This is a genomic window from Mesobacillus sp. ABV4_180, assembly GCF_056158485.1.
Window position 1 is genome coordinate 3,006,983 of the sequence record NZ_JBSWTJ010000001.1, and the last position, 16,136, is coordinate 3,023,118.

General features: G+C 41.5%; 17 protein-coding genes. All 17 read right to left on the reverse strand.

The genetic code is table 11. The annotated features are described in order from the left end of the window. Positions 1–55: 55 nt before the first annotated feature. The 17 genes from tsf to fliQ all read right to left on the reverse strand — a co-directional run bounded on the left by tsf (position 56) and on the right by fliQ (position 16,126). Positions 56–940, reverse strand: coding sequence for a translation elongation factor Ts (tsf, locus tag ACXAEA_RS15435; protein ID WP_475096769.1), 885 nt, complete (start codon positions 938–940; stop codon positions 56–58). Positions 941–1,088: 148 nt separating this feature from the next. Then, entirely contained in the window at positions 1,089–1,799 is a 711-nt protein-coding gene (rpsB, locus tag ACXAEA_RS15440) for a 30S ribosomal protein S2 (RefSeq protein ID WP_475096770.1), read from the reverse strand. A gap of 144 nt (positions 1,800–1,943) precedes the next feature. Beyond that, positions 1,944–2,528 carry a DUF6115 domain-containing protein gene (locus ACXAEA_RS15445; RefSeq protein WP_475096771.1) on the reverse strand — a complete coding sequence of 195 codons (585 nt, stop codon included), beginning with the start codon at positions 2,526–2,528 and terminating at the stop codon, positions 1,944–1,946. Positions 2,529–2,537: 9 nt separating this feature from the next. After that, complete coding sequence (locus ACXAEA_RS15450; RefSeq protein ID WP_475096772.1) at positions 2,538–2,849, reverse strand: hypothetical protein; 312 nt, start codon at positions 2,847–2,849, stop codon at positions 2,538–2,540. Continuing rightward, positions 2,846–4,228: a DUF342 domain-containing protein gene (locus tag ACXAEA_RS15455; RefSeq protein WP_475096773.1), complete on the reverse strand. Its 1,383-nt coding sequence runs from the start codon at positions 4,226–4,228 to the stop codon at positions 2,846–2,848. The genes ACXAEA_RS15450 and ACXAEA_RS15455 overlap by 4 nt, the downstream gene beginning before the upstream one ends. A gap of 16 nt (positions 4,229–4,244) precedes the next feature. Further along, positions 4,245–5,003, reverse strand: coding sequence for a FliA/WhiG family RNA polymerase sigma factor (locus tag ACXAEA_RS15460; RefSeq protein WP_475098140.1), 759 nt, complete (start codon positions 5,001–5,003; stop codon positions 4,245–4,247). Positions 5,004–5,060: 57 nt separating this feature from the next. Further along, on the reverse strand, positions 5,061–5,558 hold the full coding sequence (locus ACXAEA_RS15465; protein WP_475096774.1) for a chemotaxis protein CheD: 498 nt from the start codon (positions 5,556–5,558) through the stop codon (positions 5,061–5,063). After that, the gene (locus tag ACXAEA_RS15470; RefSeq protein ID WP_475096775.1) at positions 5,551–6,192 is read right to left on the reverse strand and encodes a chemotaxis protein CheC; all 642 of its coding nucleotides are present in this window, start codon (positions 6,190–6,192) and stop codon (positions 5,551–5,553) included. The genes ACXAEA_RS15465 and ACXAEA_RS15470 overlap by 8 nt, the downstream gene beginning before the upstream one ends. A 16-nt stretch (positions 6,193–6,208) precedes the next feature. Further along, a complete protein-coding gene (locus tag ACXAEA_RS15475; protein WP_475096776.1) occupies positions 6,209–6,664 on the reverse strand; it encodes a chemotaxis protein CheW in 456 nt (151 codons plus the stop codon). 47 nt (positions 6,665–6,711) lie between these two features. Next, complete coding sequence (locus tag ACXAEA_RS15480; protein WP_475096777.1) at positions 6,712–8,766, reverse strand: chemotaxis protein CheW; 2,055 nt, start codon at positions 8,764–8,766, stop codon at positions 6,712–6,714. A gap of 19 nt (positions 8,767–8,785) precedes the next feature. Further along, positions 8,786–9,883 (reverse strand): protein-glutamate methylesterase/protein-glutamine glutaminase, encoded by a 1,098-nt coding sequence (locus tag ACXAEA_RS15485; protein ID WP_475096778.1) that lies wholly within the window; start codon positions 9,881–9,883, stop codon positions 8,786–8,788. Between the two features lie 7 nt (positions 9,884–9,890). After that, positions 9,891–10,757, reverse strand: coding sequence for a MinD/ParA family protein (locus ACXAEA_RS15490; RefSeq protein WP_475096779.1), 867 nt, complete (start codon positions 10,755–10,757; stop codon positions 9,891–9,893). Beyond that, on the reverse strand, positions 10,750–11,922 hold the full coding sequence (flhF, locus tag ACXAEA_RS15495; RefSeq protein ID WP_475096780.1) for a flagellar biosynthesis protein FlhF: 1,173 nt from the start codon (positions 11,920–11,922) through the stop codon (positions 10,750–10,752). Before flhF ends, ACXAEA_RS15490 begins: the two co-directional genes overlap by 8 nt. Then, complete coding sequence (flhA, locus tag ACXAEA_RS15500; protein ID WP_475096781.1) at positions 11,919–13,955, reverse strand: flagellar biosynthesis protein FlhA; 2,037 nt, start codon at positions 13,953–13,955, stop codon at positions 11,919–11,921. The genes flhF and flhA overlap by 4 nt, the downstream gene beginning before the upstream one ends. A gap of 34 nt (positions 13,956–13,989) precedes the next feature. Beyond that, positions 13,990–15,075 (reverse strand): flagellar biosynthesis protein FlhB, encoded by a 1,086-nt coding sequence (gene flhB, locus ACXAEA_RS15505; protein ID WP_475096782.1) that lies wholly within the window; start codon positions 15,073–15,075, stop codon positions 13,990–13,992. Next, positions 15,076–15,852 carry a flagellar biosynthetic protein FliR gene (gene fliR, locus ACXAEA_RS15510; protein ID WP_475096783.1) on the reverse strand — a complete coding sequence of 259 codons (777 nt, stop codon included), beginning with the start codon at positions 15,850–15,852 and terminating at the stop codon, positions 15,076–15,078. A gap of 4 nt (positions 15,853–15,856) precedes the next feature. Continuing rightward, the gene (fliQ, locus tag ACXAEA_RS15515) at positions 15,857–16,126 is read right to left on the reverse strand and encodes a flagellar biosynthesis protein FliQ (RefSeq protein WP_475096784.1); all 270 of its coding nucleotides are present in this window, start codon (positions 16,124–16,126) and stop codon (positions 15,857–15,859) included. Positions 16,127–16,136: the final 10 nt, after the last annotated feature.

A 16,136-nucleotide genomic window follows, 5' to 3' on the forward strand; every position in this document is an offset into this window, starting at 1 on the left:
TGTCCAAAAACAGGGAACACAAAGTGTTCCCTGCAATTACATTGGCTAGTAATAATTATTTCTTGTTTACTTGGTTCATTACTTCTTCAGCAAAGTTATCTTCACGCTTTTCGATTCCTTCGCCTACTTCGTAACGAGTGAACTCACGAAGAGTAGCTCCTTTTGATTCAACAAACTGGCGTACCTTCTGATCAGGGTTCTTTACGAACGCCTGGTCAAGAACACAAACATCCTCAAAATATTTGCTTAGACGGCCTTCAACCATTTTAGCAACGATGTTTTCTGGCTTGCCTTCGTTAAGTGCTTGCTGAGTAAGAATTTCACGCTCATGCTCAACTTCCTCTTGGGAAACTTCGTCACGAGATACATATTTAGGGTTCAATGCTGCGATGTGCATAGAAACATCCTTTGCAGCTGATTCTTCAGTAGTGCCTTCAAGCACTGTAAGTACACCAATACGGCCGCCCATGTGAAGGTATGCACCGAAAGCGTCGTTATCAGTCTTAGTTTTGATTTCAAAACGGCGAAGTGAAAGTTTCTCACCAATCTTAGCGATAGCAGCGTTGATATGGCTTTCCACTGTTGCACCGTTTTCCATTGTTTGAGCGTTTGCTTCTTCAACAGATGCTGGCTTGTTCTTAAGAAGGTGTGCAGCAAGTTCTTTTACAAGAACCTGGAAGCCTTCGTTCTTTGCAACAAAATCTGTTTCAGAGTTCACTTCAAGGATTACAGCTTCATTGCCTTCTGCAAGGATGAAAGTTGTTCCTTCTGCAGCGATACGGTCAGCTTTCTTAGCAGCTTTTGCGATCCCTTTTTCGCGAAGGTAATCGATTGCTTTGTCCATATCACCGTTTGATTCAGTAAGTGCATTTTTGCAGTCCATCATACCTGCGCCAGTTTTTTCGCGCAATTCTTTAACCATTTGTGCAGTAATTGCCATAATGAAATTCCTCCTAGAATCATGATTATGTAACTATACTTTATTTTAACTTCATTTTGCCAATATAAACCCTGTTAAGGCTTATACAGACATATTAGTCTTAAAAAAAGGTGATAAAGGGTGCTTCCCTATATCACCTTATTTTGAATTAAGCTTCTACAGTTTCTGTAGTTTCTTCGCCTTGCTTAGCTTCGATAATAGCGTCAGCCATTTTAGCAGTAAGCAATTTAACAGCGCGGATTGCGTCATCGTTCGCAGGGATAACTACGTCGATTTCGTCTGGATCACAGTTTGTATCAACAATTCCAACGATAGGAATGTTCAATTTACGAGCTTCTGCAACAGCGATGCGCTCTTTGCGTGGGTCAATGATGAATAGAGCATCTGGAAGGCTCTTCATGTCCTTGATTCCGCCCAAGAACTTCTCTAAACGCTCTTGCTCTTTTTTCAATTGAACTACTTCTTTCTTAGGAAGCACTTCAAATGTTCCATCTTCAGACATTCTTTCGATGTTCTTAAGACGAGCGATACGCTTTTGGATTGTTTCGAAGTTAGTTAGAGTTCCACCCAACCAGCGTTGGTTAACATAGTACATACCAGAACGAGCTGCTTCTTCTTTAACAGAATCTTGAGCTTGTTTCTTAGTACCTACGAAAAGAACTGTTCCGCCGTTACCAGCAAGCTCCTTCACGTAGTTGTATGCTTCATCTACCTTCTTAACAGTCTTTTGAAGGTCGATGATGTAGATGCCGTTACGCTCAGTGAAGATGTATTTCTTCATCTTAGGGTTCCAACGGCGTGTCTGGTGACCGAAGTGTACACCAGCTTCAAGCAGTTGTTTCATAGAAATTACTGACATTGTTGTTTCCTCCTAATGGTTTTGATTTCCTCCGTCCAAATCATCTTCAGCCAGGAACTGTAATCAGCACCGTCTGGCTAAATCAATGAACGTGTGTATTAACACCATGAGATAATATAGCATAAATAAAAATGACAATCAAGCTTATTCCTGCATATTTTGCCGAAATTTAAGCAAAAGTTCTATTTCTGTCTTTCCCTTGTCCAGGACCCGGGCAATTTCTTCGACAGACTTACCTTGCCTTTTCATTTCCATTACCTGATCAATTAAACTTAAAGGCTTTGATACCTGGCCATTTTCCAATGAGGTTGGAAGCTCCTCGATTAGCTCAACAGTGATTTCTTCCTCAGAAACCGGCTCGCTATTTTGCTGGTATGCTTTCCTTGCAGCATGATAGGAGATTCCTTTTCCGAACCTAGGCGGCTGATCTCCTTGATTCCCACTTTCGGGGCTCTGATTCCGATCCTCTTCTTCAATTTCTATTGATGGATCTTTTTTATTTTCAGACTGTTTTTTGCCCGGTCTTTTTGTCATTAACTCAATGAACTTTTCATTTTCTTCTTTTAATTCAAAAAGATAAGCTGAAAATACCTCTTCTATTTCTTTGATGATTCTTTCCTGCTTCTTCTCTGCTTCAACTAGTCTGTTCTGGCGTAAATATAATAGGATGATTGCGAAGATTGCTGCTGCGTTTAAAATGAGGCTTAAAAGTAGTAGAAAAGTGGTCATAACATCCCTCTATCCGCTGTAATCAATGATCTTTCCCTTGTAGGGATGGTGCTGATGCGCATGGTTTTCATCATTTTTCTTTTGGTGTTTACTGTCTTGCTGCTGATCGCTGCTCTGAGATCCATCCTCTTTGTTAAGGCGGGCCTCCTGCTTTTGGTCATTTTTGACTACCGTCTTGCGTTTTAATTCATCTTCCTTGTTCACACTCTTTGCTGCATGATCCTGAAGATGTTGTCCCCTCTGCTGCATTTGTTCCTGGATTTTGCCAGCATCCTGTGTTCTTGGAATTGCGATTTGCATTTCAATTGCTTTTAGGCTCATCGTGTCACTTCCAAAATACCAGGATTAGGGTTAGCGATGGGCTGGATTGAAATTTCGCTATTTTCAAGAAAGAAGCTGACATTTTTGTAAAACTGATTCGTAATGATTGCGTATTTCCCAAAATACACCTTTGTGTTAGGATATACTCTTTCAGATACAAATAAAGAAGAGTTCAGTCTGTCCTGCTTTTCCGCCTGGATAAGGTTAAGTTCATCCAGGTTTACTGACATATTCCTTTCCATACTCTCCCTTGTCGCCCTCTGCTTTCCAATCATTTGTTTCTGTTCAGTTGTAAGCTTTCCCGTAACCTTGCCGATTTCGTTCAGTTTTGCTTCAATTTCAGTCAGCTTTTTAATATTCATTTTCGCATTTTCAATGGAAGCGATTGTATCTAGTTCCGTTTTCTCCAGCAAAGGGTCCCAGCCAATGGCTAATTCTGATTTCGTAAAAAGCTCATTCCCTAAATCCTTTACAAAGATATTCCGCCCTGCCGAAATCATTCCGCCAATAATGGTGCCTGTTTTACAGTCTATGTTTCCGCCAGCAGTCAACTTGCTGTGAAGGATCGAGGATTTCACCAAGACATCCTGGCCTGCTATTACATTCGCCTGGTTTAGATAATTGGCCTGCACATTGCCCCCTGCTGTGATACTCCCCTTCATCGCCCCGGCGACCCCGCCTTTGATGACGATATTTCCTTCAGCATGGATTCTTGCTCCTTCAACCATTCCATCAACCCAAATATCTCCGCCTGCATTCAGTTCATACCCTGTAGGAACATTTCCCTTGATGACAATATTTCCGACAAAATCGATATTCCCAACTTTTAAATCTAGATCGCCTTTCACCTCAAACACTGGATTGACAGATATTGCTTTTTTCGTAATGCTGACCTGGCCATCACATGCCGCGTAAAATTTGCCGGATTCATAAATGACATTATTGCCAGCCCTTATTCTTAGCGGACGCCCAGGCTTTGCGGGGATAGGGTTACCGGTGACACTCGTACCTGGCCTACCGTTTTTTGCTGGTACTATAATTGCAAGGAGCTGTCCTTTCTGTACTGAAGGAATGCTAAGGACTTCCCGGAAATTATATACTTTTTCATCTGACCTGCTGCTTGTTTGTAATTCGTTCTGTAAATAGGAGTCTTTGCCATCTTTCTTTTGTACCCCTTGAGCAACTGTTACCGGATACTCAATCGAAAAAGGATCTGCCGATATAAGTTTTAAGACATCTATTTTAATTCCGAATACTACCTTATTTTTATTTAAAACATCTATTAGATCGTCTACTGAATAGGAAACATTGATATCATCGTTTTCAAATTCCAACTCAGCAGAGAGGCCATTTTTGGAAAGCTTAACTTTATAGCCCATCTACATCTCCTGCCTTCTATGCGGTTTCTAACCATTTCCTCAATTTGAATATGGCCTTAGAATGAATTTGCGAAATTCTAGATGTAGATAGATTCATGACTTGCCCGATTTCAGTTAATGTTAGTTCTTCTTTATAGAACAAACTTAACACGAGCTGCTCTTTGTCGTTTAATTGGGATATTTTCGATGCAACTTCTTCGAACATTTCTGTTTTAATGATTTTTTCCTCAGGAATTTCTGCTTTATCATCCTTAATCACAAATGATTGGTTATCGCGATCATCATTTTCATTTGGATGTTCATCTATAGACAGGACATTGGCAAAAAAATGTTCGTTGATTGTCGAATAAATTTCATGTTCTTGCATATTTAATTCCTTGGCGATTTCCTCTATTGTCGCATTGCGCATCAATCTTTGTTCGAGCCGTTCAATGGCTGCATCAATTTTTTTAGCTTTCTCACGAGTACTTCTGGGAAGCCAATCTTCCTTCCTTAATCCATCCAGAATGGCCCCTCGAATCCGGAACGATGAGTATGTATCAAACTTTAAATCCCTGTTTGGATCAAATTTTTCCAAAGCATCATACAACCCAATCATTCCAAGGCTTTTAAGATCATCTCTAGAAACATTCTTTGGAAGGCTGACGGAGATTCTTTGCACATGGTAGGAAACAAGTGGCATATATTTTTTTATGAGCAAATTACCTGCATCCGGATCACGGGACTCTACCCATTTATCCCATGTTACCTGCTCTTCCGATGTGGACCCTCGCACCATTGTAATCCTCCTCACGCGCTTCACGCTTTTTTTATCCAATCAACAAATTATCTCTTAAATCTCACTATTGCCTTTATTAACTGTTCTGATATGCAACAATGCTGTTAATGGGTTGAACTCAATGGTTCTTCCGCTGTTCCCGCCTACATCCTGTCCGATAACGGGAATTCGAAGTTCTTTTAATTCATTCAGGACCGCATCCACATTTCGCGGACCGATCCTCATCATGTCGCTGCTTCCGGAAAATTGGAACATTTGTGCTCCACCCGCAATTTTGGCTTTCAAACTTGAAGGTCTGGCACCCTCATGGATTAACCAGTTATATAGCTCTTTAATGGCAGTATTTGCAAATTTCGCCTTGTTCAGAGGCTCTGTGCGGGATAGCGATGAATCAGGAAGCATAACGTGTGCCATACCGGCGATTTCTTTAACCTGGTCATACAATACTACTCCAACACAGGATCCAAGTCCTGTCGTCCTGATTAAATCCGGAGCTTTTACAAAATTCATATCTGCGATACCAACTTTGATGATTTCTGCTGTCTTATGCATCAATCATTACTCCCAGCGCTTTAAATATGGTATTAAATGAATCCGGATCAGGGAGTAAAAAGAAATGCCCTTTGACACTATCATCTAAAAGTGCATCCTCTTCATCTAGTGCCGTATCAATTACTATGGCATAATCACTTACCTGGGACAATTCCAGCAATCCAAAACTTATGACCGCACCTACCATATCGATACTTAAAGCAGGAACCGATGGATACAGCGTTAAACCAGTGAAGTCTGACAGTGAGGATAGATAAGAACCAGACAAGATATTTCCTAATTCCTGAAGTGCAGAAAACGCCAGGTCATTTTCAGGCTGCTCTGAAAAAGAAAATGATTGTTCATCAATCAATTGGCCGATAAATTTTTCAGCGTGCTGCAGTGGTAAAATGAAAAACATACTTCCTGGGGCCTCTCCTTCAATTCTAAGGAAAACACTGGCCACAACATTGTCCGCACCACCAGCCAGATCCATCACTTCATCAAAGGAGACAACCCTGACACTTGGTACTTTCATATCGATTTTTTTATTGAGTAAAGTAGAGAGGGCCGTAGCTGCATGCCCTGCCCCAATATTACCGACCTCTTTTAAAATATCCAGATGAACAGCCGAAATGCTTTTGAGAAAAGTCATAATTATCCCTTTACCTTTACAGTGCTTTTAATTCTTCAGAATCAAGGATATTGCCAAGTTCTATCAATATCAGAAGCCTCTTTTCGAGGTTGGCTACCCCATCAATAAATCCTTCAGCAGACAGCCCAACCGTTTCAGGCGCAGCTTCTATCAAGTTAGTTGGTATATCAATGACATCGTTGGCACCATCTACGATCAAGCCAACTTCCTTATCTTCCACCGAAACAATGATTACTCTAGTACTCTCTGTATATTCTTGTTCTTCAATACCGAAGCGAACTCGCAAATCGATTAGTGGTGTTACCACCCCTCTAAGGTTCATTACACCTTTAACAAAAGGGTAAGTATGCGGCACTCTTGTAATATGCATGATTTTCTCAATCGATTTGACCTGGTTTACAGGTACGGCATACTCTTTATTATTTAACTGGAATACTATCACCTTTAAGTCAGAAACCAGCGATTCAGCCATCTTTAATCACTCCTAAAATATCATCTTCCACCCATCAGCCATGGGATTTATTTAATTAGTGCATTGCAATCAACGATTAAAGCAACCTGGCCGTCACCAAGGATTGTAGCCCCTGAAATCGCAAAAACATTCGTTAAATAATTTCCTAATGACTTAAGAACTACTTCCTGCTGGCCAATGAATGAATCAACGATCAATCCGGCCATTTTATCCCCTTTACGAACAATGATGACTGAGTGGAACTTGTCCGCACTTGGTTCAGATGGTACCTCGAAAATTTCCTTCAAGAACAGTAATGGCACAACCTTTCCCCTGAAGTCGATGACTTTTTGATTATGCGCATTGAGTATGTCTGTATCTTTGATGATCGCGGTCTCGATGATCGAAGAAAGCGGAATGGCGAATTTCTCTTTTTGAATTTCCACAAGCATCACCGAAATGATGGATAATGTTAATGGAAGCTGAATGGAGAAAATCGTTCCTTCATTCTCTTTTGAATCAATTGAGATTGTTCCACCTAAAGATTCAATTGTATTTTTCACTACATCCAGGCCTACTCCACGGCCGGATATATCAGAGATTTTCTCAGCAGTGGAGAATCCTGAAGAAAGGATTAATTCATACGCCTGCTTATCTGTAAAGCCAGCTGCCATTTGCTCTGTAATAATCCCCTTGCTGATCGCTTTCTTCAAAACTTTTTCTTTGCTGATTCCAGCTCCGTCATCCTCAATTTCAATAAACACATGGTTGCCGCTATGGAAAGCACGCAACACTACTGTGCCCTCTTCATTCTTGCCTTTAGTTCTTCTATCTTCAGGTGATTCAATGCCGTGATCCACTGAATTTCTCAATAAATGCACGAGTGGGTCGCCGATTTCATCGATTACAGTACGATCTAATTCTGTTTCTGCACCAACGATTTCCAGGTTGATTTTTTTGTTCAAATCTTTGGCTAATTGACGGATCATTCTAGGGAATCGGTTAAACACCGTTTCAACTTGTACCATGCGCATATTCAAGATAATATTTTGCAAATCACCAGAAATCCTTGACATTCTTTCGACCGTCTCTGTAAGTTCCGTATTAGTCAAATCCTTTGAGATTTGTTCCAGTCTGCCACGGTCGATGACCAGCTCTTCAAATAAATTCATCAAAATGTCCAAGCGTTCGATGTTCACTCGAATGGTTTTACTGCTGGAAGCTTGCTGCTTCATGCTGTTCTTCTTTTCAGCAGCCGGCAGTATGTCAGCAGGATCAGATTTTACAGGAGTGTGAACTTCTGTATTCATCTCTGCAGTTTCAAGGCCTGACTGTGCTTCTTGTACAGATTCAGTGTGTAACTGATCAAATTCCAAGGATTTTATATCAGTTTTCACCACCTCAGAAACCTTCATGATATTACTTTTAATATCCTCAGGGTTTTCCTTCGAAACAAATGTTACCGAAAATTCCTGGTCAAATTGTTCTTCCTCGAGCTGGTCTACCGAAGGAGTAGCTTTAATCACTTCCCCGATCTTTTCAAGCACTTCGAAAATCATAAATACTCGTGCTGCTTTCAGTAAACAGTCTTCCCGCAAAGCAATGGAAATTTCATAGACACCGAAGCCCTGTTCCTTTGATTGCTTTAGAACTGTTAATTCAAATTCGTCATAGTTTAATAGCTGAGAACTTTCCATAACAGCAGATGCAGCGACTTCAGCATGTGCAGAAATCCCAATAGATTCACCATTTTCAATCATCTTCAATTTTTCAACTGTCTCGGAAACATCTTTTTTTCCATCTCCGCCTGCAGCTATTGATTCTACCATGTCCTCAAGATGATCCACTGCCATGAAAATGACATCAAGAGTGGCTGGAGTTATGACCAAACGACCATTACGAATCGCATCCAGTACATTTTCCATCTGATGTGTCAGGCTGGCCAAATCTTCATACCCCATTGTCGCAGACATTCCTTTAAGCGTATGGGCCGATCTGAATATCTCATTGATGATTGACAAATCCTGCGGGTTCTTTTCTAACTCCAGCAATTGTTCGTTACAGGCCTGCAAATGTTCTTTACTTTCTTCAATAAAGACTTCAAGATATTGATTTAATTCCATATGCCCTGTACCTCCGGACTCAAATATAATTCATGATTGATTTCGAGATATTTTCGATATTTTCGACTTGATCTACCATATTTGTTGAAATCGCTGCCTTAGGCATTCCAAATACGATCGATGTATCCTGCGATTCGGCAATCGCTTTGACAGAACCGCTTTTCTTCATATCCAGCAGTCCTTTCGCACCATCTGAACCCATCCCGGTCATGATGACAGCGATTTTTGAATAATTTTTGATTTTGCTTATTGATTCAAACATGACATCCACTGAAGGGCGATGTCCATTGCGAGGCGGTGATTCACTCAAACTCACTGCAAGGCTTGTCCCAATACTTTTTACCTGCAAATGATACCCTCCTGGAGCTATGTATGCAGTACCCTTTTGCAGGATTTCACCATCCTCTGCTTCTTTTACTGTTATTTGGCTGAGAGAATCCAGGCGATTGGCGAGTGACTTGGTAAAGCCAGGCGGCATGTGCTGTACAATCAAAACAGGTGCCTCAATCTCTTTCGGCAAGTTTGTTAAAACCTGCTGCAGTGCTCGTGGCCCTCCAGTTGAAGTTCCGATGCAGACGATCTTTTTTGAATTCAAATCTCGATTTTTCGGTCTTAATTCATACTCTTGTTCAGCAGTCTTTTTCTCAATAGCTATTAATCTATCTGATTGGTTTTTGTTTTGTCTTGGAGGTAAATTCATGTTGACATTCGATAGATTCGCCTTGCTGGCAGATAAGACTTTTTCAATTAATTCTGCCTTGACCTTATGGAGGTCAATTGAAATCGAACCAGACGGTTTTGCAACAAAATCCACTGCACCTGCCTGAATCGCCTGGAGTGTGATATCTGCGCCCTCTTTAGTTGTGCTTGAAAGCATTACGACCGGAAGCGGTTTTTCACTCATGACTTCTTTCAGCACTTGAAGACCGTTCATGATTGGCATTTCAACATCGAGTGTGATGACATCAGGTTGCAGTGATTTCCATTTCTTAATGGCATCCTCACCATTTCGTGCTGAACCGATTACTTCAATCTCGGAATGTTCTGATAGAAAGTCGTTTATGAGTTTACGCATGAAAGCTGAATCATCTACGATGAGCACTCTGATTTTATTCACTCGACCACTACCTTTCGAAAAGGAATTTCTTCAATCTTGCTGTAAAACTTCTGTTATCTCTCTTTTCGGCATTGTAGCTTACTTTATTGATATATTTTTCTGTAATTCCTGCCATCCCTTTTGACGCGTGTGAACTTTCATTGAACAATACGAATGGAATTTGCCTCTTGACTGCTTCATGTACGGTTTTGTCATCAGGAAGCATACCAAGCTTAACGGGTGTACGGCCTAAGAATTTACTGAGTACATCATCAAGCCGCGCAAGTGTTTCATTCCCTTCCTTGACAGAGCCTGCCCTGTTGACGATTAAGTAAAACGGCAACTCAGAGTCAGCAAGATGAATGTATTTCATCGTTGCGTATGCATCCATCAGAGATGTAGGCTCTGTTGTCGTAATCACAAATATCTCATTAACTGAAAGCAGGATTGATAAAGTTTCTTCATTTAATCCTGCACCCATATCAAAGATTAGATAATCATATTTTCTTAATACTTCACTTAAGCTCGAAGTAAAGTATTCTACGCTTTCCCGGTCCATCCTGACTAACTGGCTTAAACCCGTTCCACCAGATATATATTCAACGCCATTTGGCCCCTGTAAAATCACTTCTTCTAATGAATATTTTCCCGTAAGGAAATCTGCAACGGAAAGCGATGAGTTCTTTCCCATTAAAATTTCTATATTCCCCATCCCGATATCAAGATCGAAAAGCAATACTTTAAAGCCTTTCCTTGCAAGTGAAATAGAGAAATTCAATGAAAAATTCGACTTGCCAACCCCACCTTTTCCGCTTACAACTGCAAGCGTCTTGGCTTCCCTGGCTGGGATCTCCATCTTAAGACGGTTTCTTAATTTTTCTGCCTGGTCACTCATATACTTTGACTCCAATGATTGAATTAGCAATGATGCCTTGATTCGATTCAATCAGATCATCAGGGACATCCTGGCCATTCGTCAGATAGGCAACTCCTGTCGAGAATTTTTCCGTCATGTTGATCATTGCACCATACACAGATGTTTCATCTAATTTAGTGAAAATGAATTTATCTATATTGATCAGTGAGAATTGCTTCCGAATCTCCTCCATGTCCTTTTGCTTTGAGGTCAAAGACAGCACAAGGAATGTTTCCATCTCATTATTGAAATCAATAACATTTTTCAAATCGTCTACATATTTTTGATTCCTGAAGTTTCTTCCTGCTGTATCGACAAAAACGAGATCATAATCTGCAAATTTTTCAGTAGCAGTCTTAAAGTCTTCCATGTTGTAGCAAACTTCAATTGGTACATCAAGAATTTTTGCATAGGTTTTCAATTGTTCAATCGCAGCAATCCGGTATGTGTCTGTCGTTATAAAGGCCACTTTTTTCTGGTGCTTCAAAACGCATTCTGCCGCAATTTTGGCAAGTGTAGTTGTTTTCCCTACCCCTGTTGGCCCGATGACATTGATAAATTTCTTTTTAAACGAAAGACCTCCGAATGTCAGGGCTGATAGCCTTTGCTTGATTTCTTCAGAACACCATTCAGTAATTTGTTCATCATTCGCAGCTGCGCCGCCTAAGTACCATTTTTCAAGAAGGACTGCAGCTATTCCATCAATGATGCCTTGATCGACTTCCTGGTCTTTTAAGGTCTGAACCAGTTTCCCAATCGGTCCAGGAAGGGAAACTGCTTCTTTGTTTGCTGATGTTTTTAGCAGATCCTTCAGCTGCGTTATTTCATTTAATAGCTCTTTACCAGCCATTGCATCGCTGTGTACCTGTCCAGCATTTTGACCAGCAGATAATGTTTCATAAGGTTTTTTAACAGGTTTGATTGGCTGAAGCGGTTTTTCCGGAAGTGCAGATTGTTTATTGCTGCTTTCTATGTCAGGATCTATGGCAGCGATCACTTCTATGCTGTTTTTTCGAAAGAAACCCATGAACCCTCCTGTCTGTATTACACGAGAGTTCAGGATGACTGCATCACTTCCAAGCTCTTCCCTGACTTGTTTCATTGCTTCCGGCATGGATGATGCTGTATACTTTTTTACTTTCATTCTACATTCACCACTCCGACACTTTGGACTTCAACATTTGCTTCGAGTTCGTTATATGACAATACTGGTATTTGCGAAAAATATCTTTCGGTCAGCTGCCGGACATACATCCTTACAGCTGGCGAGCACAATATGATCGGCGTTTGTTCCATTATGCTCAATTGCTCTACCTGGCTAGCCACAGACTCTAATATTCCCTGAGAAACCGCAGGATCCAGGGACAGGTAATTTCCGTGCTCTGTCTGCTGTACACCATCGGCAATCAGCTTCTCTACCCTCCCGGATAGTGTGATGACCTTCAATGTATCTCCCATTCTTGAATACTGATTGGTAATCTGTCTTGCGAGAGCCTGTCGGACGTATTCACCAAGAATATCTGTATCAGACGTCACTTTTCCATAATCAGCGAGCGTTTCGAAAATAATCGGCAGATTCCTGATTGATACATTTTCCTTAAGAAGCTTCCCAAGTACCTTTTGAATTTCACCCACAGATAGCGGATTGGGTGTTGCTTCCTCTACCAGGATTGGATAGCTTTCGCGTAAATGATCGATCAGCTGCTTTGTTTCCTGTCTTCCGAGGAGTTCGTGTGCATTTGCCTTGATTACTTCGGTTATATGGGTTGAGACAACCGAAGGCGGATCAACGACAGTGTAGCCAAAGATTTCTGCTTGTTCTTTCATTTCTTCCGTTATCCATTTGGCCGGCAGTCCAAAACTTGGCTCAATTGTATCAATACCTTCAACAGATTCATCATCAATCCCTGGACTCATTGCCAGGTAATGATCAAGCAGTAATTCTCCCCTGGCCATTTCATTTCCTTTGATTTTCAGCCTGTATTCATTCGGCTGAAGCTGAATATTATCACGGATCCTGACTACAGGAATGACAAGCCCCAGCTCAATCGCCAGCTGCCTCCTGATCATAACAATCCGGTCAAGGAGATCTCCTCCCTGGTTGGCGTCAGCCAAAGGAATTAATCCATAGCCAAACTCAAATTCAATCGGATCCACGTTCAACAAGTTAACAACACTTTCCGGACTCTTCATCTCATCCATCTGGATGTCCTCTTCCATCTCCTGTAACTGCTGTTTATCTGGTTCAGGACTACGGGATAATGTATATCCTCCAAAAACCATCAAAGCCGCAAGCGGTATGGTAAGCAAATCCGTGATCGGGGTAAACAAACCTAGCATGAAAATGGTACCTCCGGCGACATAAAGCATCTTTGGATAGGCAGTAAGCTGAGAAGTGATGTCAAATCCCAGATTGCCATCTGATGCAGCTCTTGTTACTACAATACCGGTAGCCGTTGAAATCAATAGTGCAGGGATTTGGCTGACGATTCCGTCGCCAACTGTCAAGAGCGAGTATCTCTGGGCTGCTTCCCCAATTGCCAGTCCCTGCTGGGTCATACCAATCACTATGCCAAAAATAAGGTTGATCAATACGATGATGATTCCGGCGATCGCGTCACCCTTAACAAATTTACTGGCACCGTCCATTGCACCGTAAAAATCTGACTCGCGACTTACTTTTTCCCGCCGTTCCCTTGCCTGTTGTTCAGAAATCATCCCAGCATTCAAATCAGCATCTATACTCATTTGCTTACCGGGCATTGCATCAAGGGTAAATCTTGCTGCTACTTCCGATACACGCTCGGAACCTTTTGTAATGACAATGAATTGGATTATGATCAAAATTAGGAAGACAACCATCCCTACTACTACATTGCCTCCGACAACGAATGATCCAAATACCTCAACTACTCCCCCGGCCTCACCGTGGGAAAGGATTGAACGTGTAGTGGAGACGTTCAGACCCAGCCGAAACAATGTTAAAATTAACAGCAATGAAGGAAAAACAGAAAATTGCAGCGGCTCCGTCATGTTCATTGTGTTCAATAGCACAAGAAGCGCCACTGAGATATTGACCATAATTAGTATACTTAATAGCCACGATGGAAAAGGAATGATTAACATCGCTACTATTAAAATGACACCGAATATGACAGATAAGTCTTTTCCTGACATATTTCTACTCTCCTATCACTGCATTACATTCAAACTACAGCACTTTATTTTTTGTCTGGTACACATAAGCAAGGATTTCTGCTACCGCTTTGAAGAATTCCTCTGGGATCGAATCCCCGATTTCCGCCTGGCTGTATAGTGCTCTGGCCAGGGGACGGTTTTCTACGGAAACAATATCATTTTCCTTGGCAATCAATTTTATTTTCTGGGCAACGAAATCGACCCCCTTGGCGACAACCACCGGGGCATCTGCTTTCTGTTCGTCATATTTCAGGGCGATCGCGTAATGTGTCGGGTTGGTTATGACAACATCCGCTTTTGGGACTTCTTGCATCATCCGCCGCATTGCCATCTCACGCTGCTTTTGCTTGATTTTGGATTTGATGAGCGGGTCACCTTCAATGTTCTTATACTCATCCTTTAAATCTTGCTTTGACATACGGATACTTTTTTCAAAATCATATTTTTGATAGAGATAATCCAATAATGATAAAAATAGCAATGCTCCGGAAGCAAAAAGTCCCATTTGAAGGGTAAGTCCTGCGATGGTCGCAATAGCCGCACCGACACTCTTATTCGCAAGCAGCAAAACTTCATCCATCCTTAACCACAATACCGAAAAAGCAATGACACCTATAAAGCTGATTTTAAGGATAGATTTAATCAATTCGACTATAGCCCGCATAGAGAAAATTCTCTTGAATCCGCTGATCGGGTTGATTTTCTCAAGTTTCATCTGTATCGCTTCAGTTGAAAACATGAACCCCACCTGTGCATAGTTGGCGGCTACCCCTGCAATCAAGGCCACCATCATTACAGGTCCAAGGAAAAAGGCGAGCTCTGCAAGAATTTCGAGCAAGATAGATTGAATATTTTGGGCTGTTAAATCCATGAACATATAATTTTGCAAAGAATGCCGGAGAACCGCGATCAGTCTTTCTGTCATCGTTTTACCGAAGAACATCAAAAAAAGAAAGACAGCAAGGAGAACAATGGCAGTGTTGACATCCTGGCTTTTGGCAACCTGACCTTTCTTTCTGGCATCCTGTTTCTTTTTAGGAGTCGCTTTTTCCGTTTTCTCCCCTGCAAAAAACTGCAGGTCTAATGTCAACATTTCCATTTAAGCCCCTCCAATCAGCTCCATCAAGCCCCTCATAGTCGCGAGTGTCGTTGAAAAGAGATCTGAAATCACCATCATCAAAACACCCATAACGGCAATTATAACCAGAAAGCTGACACCAATTTTAACCGGCAGACCAACAACAAAGATATTCAGCTGCGGCACGGTCCTTGCTACGATGCCCAGTGCCACATCGACAAGAAACAGGGTGCCGACAACTGGCAAGGACATTTGGAAAGCAATAATAAACATTTTATTGAAAGAAAGAATGATGAATTCAGCAATATTTTGATTCCCAAAAGGAATCGCCACCTGATCGATCGGGATGAAATTATAGCTGTAAAAAACCCCGTCCAACAATAGATGATGCCCATTGACAGTCATCAAAAACAACAGCGCTATGGTGTATAGATACTGTCCCATCAGCGGGCTTTGAGCCCCTGTCTGGGGATCGATGACATTTGCGATTGCAAAACCCATCTGAAAATCTATGAATCCTCCTGCGATCTGGATTGCCGACATCATGAGCGCAGCGATGAATCCGATGAATAATCCGACCATAGCTTCTTTAATAATTAATAAAAAATACTCAGCGTCAATCGCAATTTCTGGTGCACCGATGGCCGAAAACATGATAATGGACAGCGACAGACCAAGACCGATTTTATGGGCAGCCGGAATCGTTCGATACGAGAATAACGGCATCATCAAAAAAAATGATGTCACCCTGACGAAGATTAATAGGAATGCCGGAAAAGAAGGGATGAAGTCTATCATTTTCTCATCCTACAAACCTTGTTAAATTCGAAAAAATCTCGCTTGCATAGGAAAGCATGTAGCTAAGCATCCATGGACCAAAGAAAACGACCCCAATCAGGACAGCTACAATTTTTGGAACGAACGCTAGAGTCTGCTCCTGTATTTGCGTAGTTGCCTGAAAAATACTGACTATCAGACCCACAACCAGTGCAAGGACAAGCAATGGCCCGGAAATCATCAATACTGTGTAAATACCTCGTTCAGCTATGGAGATAACTGCTTCTGATGTCATTGTCATTCAC

Bases quoted from the DNA above. Each gene is read 5' to 3' on its own strand.
- tsf (WP_475096769.1), bottom strand. From the start codon at position 940: ATGGCAATTACTGCACAAATGGTTAAAGAATTGCGCGAAAAAACTGGC.
- rpsB (WP_475096770.1), bottom strand. From the start codon at position 1,799: ATGTCAGTAATTTCTATGAAACAACTGCTTGAAGCTGGTGTACACTTC.
- ACXAEA_RS15445 (WP_475096771.1), bottom strand. From the start codon at position 2,528: ATGACCACTTTTCTACTACTTTTAAGCCTCATTTTAAACGCAGCAGCA.
- ACXAEA_RS15450 (WP_475096772.1), bottom strand. From the start codon at position 2,849: ATGAGCCTAAAAGCAATTGAAATGCAAATCGCAATTCCAAGAACACAG.
- ACXAEA_RS15455 (WP_475096773.1), bottom strand. From the start codon at position 4,228: ATGGGCTATAAAGTTAAGCTTTCCAAAAATGGCCTCTCTGCTGAGTTG.
- ACXAEA_RS15465 (WP_475096774.1), bottom strand. From the start codon at position 5,558: ATGCATAAGACAGCAGAAATCATCAAAGTTGGTATCGCAGATATGAAT.
- ACXAEA_RS15470 (WP_475096775.1), bottom strand. From the start codon at position 6,192: ATGACTTTTCTCAAAAGCATTTCGGCTGTTCATCTGGATATTTTAAAA.
- ACXAEA_RS15475 (WP_475096776.1), bottom strand. From the start codon at position 6,664: ATGGCTGAATCGCTGGTTTCTGACTTAAAGGTGATAGTATTCCAGTTA.
- ACXAEA_RS15480 (WP_475096777.1), bottom strand. From the start codon at position 8,766: ATGGAATTAAATCAATATCTTGAAGTCTTTATTGAAGAAAGTAAAGAA.
- ACXAEA_RS15490 (WP_475096779.1), bottom strand. From the start codon at position 10,757: ATGAGTGACCAGGCAGAAAAATTAAGAAACCGTCTTAAGATGGAGATC.
- flhF (WP_475096780.1), bottom strand. From the start codon at position 11,922: ATGAAAGTAAAAAAGTATACAGCATCATCCATGCCGGAAGCAATGAAA.
- flhA (WP_475096781.1), bottom strand. From the start codon at position 13,955: ATGTCAGGAAAAGACTTATCTGTCATATTCGGTGTCATTTTAATAGTA.
- flhB (WP_475096782.1), bottom strand. From the start codon at position 15,075: ATGGAAATGTTGACATTAGACCTGCAGTTTTTTGCAGGGGAGAAAACG.
- fliR (WP_475096783.1), bottom strand. From the start codon at position 15,852: ATGATAGACTTCATCCCTTCTTTTCCGGCATTCCTATTAATCTTCGTC.
- fliQ (WP_475096784.1), bottom strand. From the start codon at position 16,126: ATGACATCAGAAGCAGTTATCTCCATAGCTGAACGAGGTATTTACACA.